The 8,146-nt window shown below is 39.3% G+C and carries 7 protein-coding genes; 2 read left to right on the top strand and 5 right to left on the bottom strand.

The window, feature by feature from the left end:
• Positions 1-301: 301 nt before the first annotated feature.
• Genes thrB through B371_RS0103160 form a run of 3 tightly spaced genes read right to left on the bottom strand, consistent with a single transcriptional unit; the run spans position 302 to position 3,557 of the window.
• Positions 302-1,210: a homoserine kinase gene (gene thrB, locus B371_RS0103170; RefSeq protein WP_019412869.1), complete on the bottom strand. Its 909-nt coding sequence runs from the start codon at positions 1,208-1,210 to the stop codon at positions 302-304.
• Positions 1,207-2,268 (bottom strand): threonine synthase, encoded by a 1,062-nt coding sequence (gene thrC / locus B371_RS0103165; RefSeq protein ID WP_019412868.1) that lies wholly within the window; start codon positions 2,266-2,268, stop codon positions 1,207-1,209. Before thrC ends, thrB begins: the two co-directional genes overlap by 4 nt.
• Entirely contained in the window at positions 2,265-3,557 is a 1,293-nt protein-coding gene (locus B371_RS0103160) for a homoserine dehydrogenase (protein ID WP_019412867.1), read from the bottom strand. Before B371_RS0103160 ends, thrC begins: the two co-directional genes overlap by 4 nt.
• A 126-nt stretch (positions 3,558-3,683) precedes the next feature.
• Here B371_RS0103160 and B371_RS0103155 point away from each other — a divergent pair, with 126 nt between their 5' ends.
• Positions 3,684-5,048, top strand: coding sequence for an aspartate kinase (locus B371_RS0103155; RefSeq protein ID WP_019412866.1), 1,365 nt, complete (start codon positions 3,684-3,686; stop codon positions 5,046-5,048).
• Positions 5,049-5,121: 73 nt separating this feature from the next.
• Here the strand turns inward: B371_RS0103155 and B371_RS0103150 are convergent, their stop codons facing one another.
• Together B371_RS0103150 and B371_RS0103145 are read right to left on the bottom strand one after the other, a co-directional pair.
• Entirely contained in the window at positions 5,122-6,237 is a 1,116-nt protein-coding gene (locus B371_RS0103150) for an FAD-binding oxidoreductase (RefSeq protein ID WP_019412865.1), read from the bottom strand.
• 236 nt (positions 6,238-6,473) lie between these two features.
• Positions 6,474-6,662: an aspartyl-phosphate phosphatase Spo0E family protein gene (locus B371_RS0103145; RefSeq protein ID WP_019412864.1), complete on the bottom strand. Its 189-nt coding sequence runs from the start codon at positions 6,660-6,662 to the stop codon at positions 6,474-6,476.
• Positions 6,663-6,970: 308 nt separating this feature from the next.
• On the opposite strand from B371_RS0103145, the gene B371_RS0103140 reads away from it, so the two are divergent.
• On the top strand, positions 6,971-8,032 hold the full coding sequence (locus B371_RS0103140; protein ID WP_019412863.1) for a trans-acting enoyl reductase family protein: 1,062 nt from the start codon (positions 6,971-6,973) through the stop codon (positions 8,030-8,032).
• Positions 8,033-8,146 lie beyond the last annotated feature (114 nt).

Raw genomic sequence — 8,146 nt, 5'->3', positions numbered from 1 at the left:
CTGGAGCGCAAATCAGCGGTTTCATACTAGAACCTACTACTTAAAATACCGGGAATACTGGTTTTATGGCACATCAATTTTATATACTTTTGTATGAAAACAATTGTAGACAAAAAATAATATCAAACCTATTTTTTGAAGGGTTTTACTATTACCTACTTTTTGTTTGAAGATCACTTTTCATGGTAGATGGTGGCTTACGTGAAACGTAAGCCACGGTGGTTTCTTATATTGTAAAAAAAACCGGGCAAAGTGCGCCCGGTTCTTTAAGAAAGCATAAACATACTTATTGCCATGAATCCTAATCCACTCTATTTTCGTAGGACCTTATACCAGTTAGTGAAGGTTTAGTTATGAGACATTCATAATGTGGGAACTTTTCTTTCAAATCCATTCCGATTTTCTGCTCATCACCTTTTCTAACTGCAATGAATAGAGATGGTCCCGCTCCGCTTATAGCAGAGCCATAAGCGCCAGCCTGCCTGCAAGCTTGACGGATAGCTTCGAAGTCTGGAAATCTATATTTACGAAAAGGTTCGTGGAATGTATCTTTTTCCATTATGCGACCAGCAGTATTCCAGTCACCGGTGGTCAATGCGCCAGATAACACATTCCCCGCAGCACTCCCTTGTATAGCTACATTATGGTCGAGCTTTTCAGGTAGCAATCCTCTCGATTCTTTGGTGAGAAATTCTGTAGACGGCACCAGTATCAAAACGCCAATATCGACTTCCGGTACATGGATTCCTTCTAGTTGATCCCCGTCAAAATATGAAATCGTTAAACCTCCTAAAAAAGAAGCCGAAATATTGTCAGGATGACCTTCCATAGCACTGCCGATTTTAACTTTTTCTTTCATCGATAAATTCAAACCTAGAGAACGGTCAGCAATTTCAATTCCTGCTGCTATTGCTGCCGCACTACTTCCGAGCCCTTTGCCTAGTGGGATATCCGTTTCCACATTCAGTTTTGAAGTTGGAAGTTCAAGATTAAACTGTCCAGCAACCACTTGTGCAGTCGAAACAATCAAATTATCCGAGTTACTAGATAAATGTTGATACTCTTTATTACTATATTCAACAGCCCATTCAGAAGCCGGTGATATATCAATCGACATGTGAAGGTTAAGAGCTAATCCGATTGAATCAAATCCAGGACCGAGGTTTGCTGTCGATGCTGGGACTATTACAGAAAATTGTTTCCAACTCATGCCTTCACACCTTTCTTTAAGTCCTCCCAAAAGCGTTCCATATTTTCTGGCACTAGAAGTTCCTTATGTTTATTGACTGAAATCGCTGTTTCCGGATCTTTTAAACCATTTCCGGTTAGGATTGCGACCACTGTCGACCCTTTTTCTAACATTCCGTTCTCAACTTGCTTTTTAATTCCAGCAATTGATGCACATGATGCTGGTTCCGCAAAGATACCTTCTGTTGATGCTAAAAGTTGATACGCTTCTAAAATTTCTTCATCTGTCGCAGCCAAAATGGTGCCATTTGATTCGTCAAGAGCTTTTAATGCAAGATTCCAGCTAGCTGGATTACCAATTCGGATGGCTGTAGCAATAGTTTCAGGATTCTCGACAATTTGGTTATTAACGATTGGTGCAGCTCCTGCTGCTTGTACTCCAAGCAATGATGGACGTTTCACGCTATTCTTTACTGCGTATTCACTAAAACCTTTCCATGAAGCTGAAATATTACCAGCATTGCCAACAGGTAAAGCGAGGATATCTGGTACTTTCCCTAGTTGGTCGATAATTTCAAACGCAATTGTTTTTTGTCCTTCCAAACGATAGGGATTGACAGAATTGACTAGAGCAATCCCATCTTCCTGACCTATTTCGCGTACCATTTTAAGAGCTTCATCAAAGTTTCCTTTAATCTCTAGAATTTCTGCTCCGTACATTTTTGCCTGGGCTAGCTTACCTAGTGCGATACGTCCTTCTGGGATAACCACGATTGTTCGCATTCCAGCTCTTGCTCCGTATGCTGCGGCTGATGCAGAGGTATTACCGGTTGATGCACATACAAGAACCGTTTTCCCTTCTTCTTTAGCTTTTGCCACAGCCATTACCATGCCCCGGTCTTTGAAAGATCCAGTGGGGTTAGCACCTTCCAATTTCACATGAAGATCGATACCCCATTTCTCAGATAATTTACCCAAGTGGACCAAAGGGGTATTGCCTTCTTGTAAAGTCAATGATGGTGTATTCTCTGTTACTGGAAGCCATTCTTTATAATGTTCGATTAATCCAGGCCATTTCATGCTGACTCCTCCCCTTCTATACGATAATGGCTAATAATACTAGCTATTCCTTCTAAGTTTTCGATAACGTCCAAATGCTGTTGTCTGGAAATTTGATGTGTTAATAGAATGACTTCTGCCATCCCCTCATTCTTAATTGGATGTTGCATAACTGATTGGAGGCTTGCATTATGTTTGCTATATATGGAAGTCAGTTTTGTAAGCATACCTACTTCATCTTTAACCAGTAAACGGTGGAAATATTTAGCGTAACAGCAGTTTGCTGGTTTGATTACTCGTTTGTGCTGTGCAGCATGTACTCTCTTACCATTTACTTCGAGCAATAAATTGCGGCATGCTGCAATTATGTCTGAAACAACTGATGTTGCAGTCGGCAACGATCCTGCACCTGGTCCGTAAAGCATTGTTTCACCTACTGTATCTCCATAAATATAGACAGCATTAAATTCATTGTTTACAGATGCTAACAAATGAGAATTTGCTAAGAATATTGGTTCCACTGAAACTTCTATTCCTTCTTCATCTTTTTTCGATGTTCCTACCATCTTCATTGTATAGCCAAAGCTGTTTGCAAGCTCCAAATCCCCATCCTGAATTTCTTTCATCCCTCTCACCAATACGTCTTCTAGGTGAACTTCTGTTGAAAATGCTAGTGAAGATAAAATGACCATTTTTCGTGCTGCATCCAACCCATCAACGTCCGAAGATGGATCCGCTTCCGCATAGCCAAACTCAGTTGCCTGTGCTAAAGCTTTTTCATAACTCATATTTTCCTGTTTCATTTTAGTTAGAATGAAGTTTGTCGTTCCATTAACAATTCCCATCAAACTTGAAATCCTATCAGATGCGAGTCCATCTTCCAATGTACGGATAATTGGGATGCCACCTGCAACACTCGCTTCATAAAACAAGTCGCATCTTTCTCTATCAGCTAATTTCAAAAGTTCATGTCCATGTTCAGCCATCACGTCTTTATTGGCTGTTACAACTTGCTTCCCAGCAAGAAGTGCGCTTTCAATTGATTGCTTCGCTTCTTCTATACCACCCATCACTTCGACAATAATATCAATTGAAGGGTCGTTTAATATTTCATAGACATCTGTGGTAAATACATTGCGATCAAGAATAGAAAGTCTTTCTTTATGTTCATCTTTAATTAGTACCTTTTTAATAGACACTTGAACCCCTAATTTATGATGTAGATCCTGTTGATGTTGATTCAGTATTCGAGCTACTCCGCTACCAACTGTTCCTAGACCTAATAAACCGATCGATATTTCATTATTCATATTGACGCTTCCCCCTATAATGTGTACACTGTAAAAAAACATTTGTTTTTCTCATAAAGACATTATAGTATTATATAATATTTATAACAACCTTTTTCAATTAAAAAAATGATGGGACTGGATAGAATGAAAGTATGTAAATTTGGTGGAACATCTGTTGCAAGTGCTCAACAAATTAAAAAAGTAGGGGCTATTGTAAAAGCAGATCCTTCGAGAAAAATTGTTGTTGTTTCTGCTCCAGGGAAAAGGTTTGAAGATGATGTAAAAGTTACCGATTTACTAATTAAACTTGCAGAAGCCTCACTACGTAGTGAAAATGTTAGCGAGCAATTCAACAAAGTAATTGAGAGATATGTTCAAATAGCAGAGGGTCTTGATCTTGGTCGTGAAATTCAAGACATTATTGAAACTGACTTGTTCAACCGCCTAGCCGCCGATAAAGGAAATCCAGGACTGTTTTTAGATCAATTAAAAGCTAGTGGGGAAGACAATTTGGCCAAACTTGTTGCTGCCTATTTTATTTCCATTGGCCTTCATGCAGAATACGTTAATCCAAAAGATGCCGGTTTACTTGTTAATGGATTTCCAGGACGCGCACAAGCGCTACTAGAATCCTACAACCAACTATCCTGCCTAAGAGAAAAAGATACCATCACCGTATTCCCAGGATTCTTCGGTTTCACGGAAGAAGGCATTCTGCGGACATTTGAACGGGGTGGTTCAGACATTACTGGATCAATTTTAGCGGCTGCAGTAAAAGCTGAACTGTATGAAAACTTTACAGACGTCGATTACGTATATGCAGCCAATCCGAAAATTATTGAAAATCCTGTAGAAATCGTTAAAATGACGTACCGGGAAATGCGAGAGTTGTCATATGCAGGTTTCTCAGTCTTACACGATGAAGCACTGATGCCTGCGTTTAAAGAGTCTGTTCCTGTTTGCATTAAAAATACAAACAACCCTTTAGCACCTGGTACGATGATAGTGGCGGAACGAGAGCATTCATTTAGACCAGTCACCGGGATATCAGCTGACGGTGGTTTTTCCACACTTTATGTCAGTAAATATTTAATGAATCGGGAAATAGGATTCGGTCGGAAGTTGTTGCAAATTCTTGAAGATGAAGAGATTTCCTACGAACACTCTCCTTCCGGTATCGATAACCTTTCAGTCATTTTACGTAGTCATCAATTAAACTCTGAAATTGAAGAACGCATAGTTCATCGTGTGAAAACTGAATTGCATGCAGACGAGGTTCATATTAATAGTAATTTCTCAATGATTGTCATTGTTGGAGAAGGAATGAGAAACTCCACCGGCTTGGCAGCGCGGGCCACCGCTGCCATATCTCGAACAGGTGCAAATATCGAAATGATTAACCAAGGCTCGTCTGAAGTTAGTCTCGTTTTCGGTGTCCTGAAACATGACGAAACGAAGATAATGAAAGAGTTGTACAAGGAGTTCTTTGTACCGGCTTTGGTTGTCTAAAAGAAAAGAATGGACCGCATGAGTGACCCCCTCATGTAATCCATTCTTTTTTTCAAACTAGAAATAATGTCAACTACACTATAGCCTGCGCTACATCGTATAGGCTTAAATCAATAGAAACTTCTTCACCCAGTGCAAGTTTTGCTAGTTGTGCACCGAGAAATGGCCCTACCGTTAACCCAGAAGCTCCAAGTCCATTCGCGAGGAGAAGTCCTTTGTATTTTGGTACCTCCCCAATGATTGGAAGAAAGTTTGGAGTAAATGGCCGAAAACCCACTCGCGTTTCAACAACCATACTGTCTTTTAAACCAGGGGCAACTGACAATGCTTTGTCTAAAACTTCATGTAAGCCTCCAGCAGTGATACGAAGGTCAAATTCACTCATATTTTCATGTGTGGCGCCAATAACTACTTTACCTCTATCAAAAGCTAATATGTATTGATCATTTGGCGGCATAACAACTGGCCAATCATCCGTTTGTGTCTCTTTTACTTGAAGATGGACAATTTGTGCTTTCTGAGCTGTTAGTTGTAAGGTTATACCTAGTGGTGATAATAGTTGTTCAGCCCATGCCCCTGCAGTAACAATTACACAGTCAGCAGTATATCGGTCTTCACCTACAAGGACACCTGTAACTTTCGAGTCACTAACTTCAATTTCAGCGGATCCATAAATAAATGTAGCTCCATGCTTCTTAGCAGCGTTGGCAACCGATTGTCGAAGTGCCCTTCCATTTACTCGAGCTGCACCACTAACATGAACAGAACTATATTCTGAAGACAATGGAGGAAATGAATCTGTAGTTTCCACTGAAGTTAGTTGACCGATAGTTCCAATCTCAGGGGCATCATGACGTCTTTTAATCGCTCGTTCCTCCATTTTAATGAGTTTTTCCTTATCTGTATGAATACTGATCGCTCCGACACGTTTATACCCTGTTTCCGTTTCCCCATCTTCTTCAAGTTGTGTAATTAGCTCTTGGTAATAAGCTGCTCCACTTTTCGCTAGAGAATACCACGCCTTGTTACGTCTTTGCGATAGCCAAGGACAGATTATACCAGCAGCAGCATCGGTTGCCTGTCCTATATCTTGCCTATCCACTATTGTTACATTGGCCCCAGATCTCGCTATCTGATAAGCGGTAGATACTCCTAATATCCCAGCACCAATGATAATATATGAATTCATTGTAAACACCTTCTTCAAATAGACTTCCTATCCCTATTTTACACATAAGACCTAAAGACTCAAAATGCATATATATTCGTTCTTCTATAATACGTTTATGAAACACCTTCGTAGGATTTATTATATGACTTCTTTTGAGTAGATAGGTAAACTAAACTTGTAGTATATATTAATGGGAATAGATTGAAATCTCATACACATTGAGGATGGCTTTCATTAGTATATATACGAAATATTTACCGTACTTCATTTTTTGAAAATATCCCTTGGTACTTGTTCAATAACAAATCTAGTTCTTGACTACATGCCACTACTAAGGCATGAGAAAAACCCAATTGGTTTGCTTTTTTATACATTTCTTTCTTCTTAAGATTTATTCTATAATTCAAAGTATGTTGAGTACTTAGTGTTTTGGGTCTCGTCAATTAAAAACCTCCATATTTTATATATTCTATAGATGAATGATCTCATAATACTTACTTTTAAAATCCTATAAGAACAAGGTAACTATACCGGAAGCATAATTTTAGATTTATTGCCAGTACGATGATGAATATTGTTTAATATTCATAAAAGCCCATATTAATTTACGACGTTACTGTAATACATATTTACCCAATTGAACCTGTATTAATCATATTTAAATTATGTTTATTACTAGTGTCTGTCACTCTAGTGCACTTTATTAATTATTAGCTTTTTTACAACTTAATTTAATAGGAGGTTTAATTGAATGGAACGAACATGGATGATATACGGTGCAAATGGCTATACCGGAGAATTAATTGCTCGAACAGCAGTTGAGCAGGGATTAAAACCAATTTTAGCAGGTAGGAATCTGGAAAGAATTCACTCTTTGGCAAATGAACTTGGACTTGAAAGTCGTGTATTTTCATTGAAAGAACAAAACCAGATAGAACTGGGTCTTGTCGGTATTAACTTAGTACTTCATTGTGCAGGTCCATTTTCAATTACTAGTGCCCCAATGATTGAAGGTTGTCTTGCCGTCGGTGCAGATTACCTCGATATTACTGGAGAAATTGGTGTCTTCGAACATACTCATGCCTTCGAGCAAGCAAATCGAGCGATCGAAACAGGTGTAGTTCTTTGCTCCGGGGTTGGTTTCGATGTAATTCCAACAGACTGTGTCGCGCTTAAACTAAAAGAGTTACTACCAAATGCAACGCATCTTTCCCTAGGCTTTGATTCTGATTCAGGGATTTCACCAGGGACATTCAAAACGATGATACAAGGTCTATCCTCTCCTAGTGCAGAACGTCAAGATGGAGTAATTACCAAGGTATCACTTGGCAAAAAGAGTCGGACTATCGATTTTGGTAGGGGTCCCCGAACAGCAATGACGATTCCTTGGGGCGATATCTCCACCGCATATCACACGACCGGCATAGCGAATATTGATACATGGGTTCCAATGTCTACATATAAAATAATTGGCGCTCGTTCGATGAATTTGATACGCCCAATACTCGCAACTTCATTTGTACAAAAAACTTTACTAAAGTGGGTGGACCGCTCCATTAGTGGCCCAGATGAAGAGGTCCGAAAAAATTCTCCAGCTTATATATGGGGAGAGGCACGAAATGCAGCAGGAGAAAAAAGAACAGTACGAATTAAAACTGCAAATGTATATAGTTTGACTGCTTTTGGTGCACTTGCTGTTGTTACTCGTTTGCTAAATGCAGACGTGCCAGGAGGAAGTTATACGCCAGCAAGTCTATTTGGTAGTGAATTGATTGAAGAATTACCTGGATCGGGAAAGTTTCAGGTCTTCTAAAAAAATCTCAAAATAGTTGCACGCTTATTTTTAAAGAAAGTAAGAAAAACCGGGCAAAGTGCGCCCGGTCCTTTATAAGATAGCCTTCTATTAAAGTCTTGTGATTTCCGTTAC

The sequence above is a fragment of the Paenisporosarcina sp. TG20 genome (genome assembly GCF_000286315.1).
Classification (GTDB): Bacteria; Bacillota; Bacilli; order Bacillales_A; family Planococcaceae; genus Paenisporosarcina.
This window is presented reverse-complemented; position numbering and strand designations above follow the sequence as displayed.

Coding starts and splice junctions, on each gene's coding strand:
- thrB (WP_019412869.1), bottom strand. CDS start 1,210: ATGAGTTGGAAACAATTTTCTGTAATAGTCCCAGCATCGACAGCAAAC.
- thrC (WP_019412868.1), bottom strand. CDS start 2,268: ATGAAATGGCCTGGATTAATCGAACATTATAAAGAATGGCTTCCAGTA.
- B371_RS0103160 (WP_019412867.1), bottom strand. CDS start 3,557: ATGAATAATGAAATATCGATCGGTTTATTAGGTCTAGGAACAGTTGGT.
- B371_RS0103155 (WP_019412866.1), top strand. CDS start 3,684: ATGAAAGTATGTAAATTTGGTGGAACATCTGTTGCAAGTGCTCAACAA.
- B371_RS0103150 (WP_019412865.1), bottom strand. CDS start 6,237: ATGAATTCATATATTATCATTGGTGCTGGGATATTAGGAGTATCTACC.
- B371_RS0103140 (WP_019412863.1), top strand. CDS start 6,971: ATGGAACGAACATGGATGATATACGGTGCAAATGGCTATACCGGAGAA.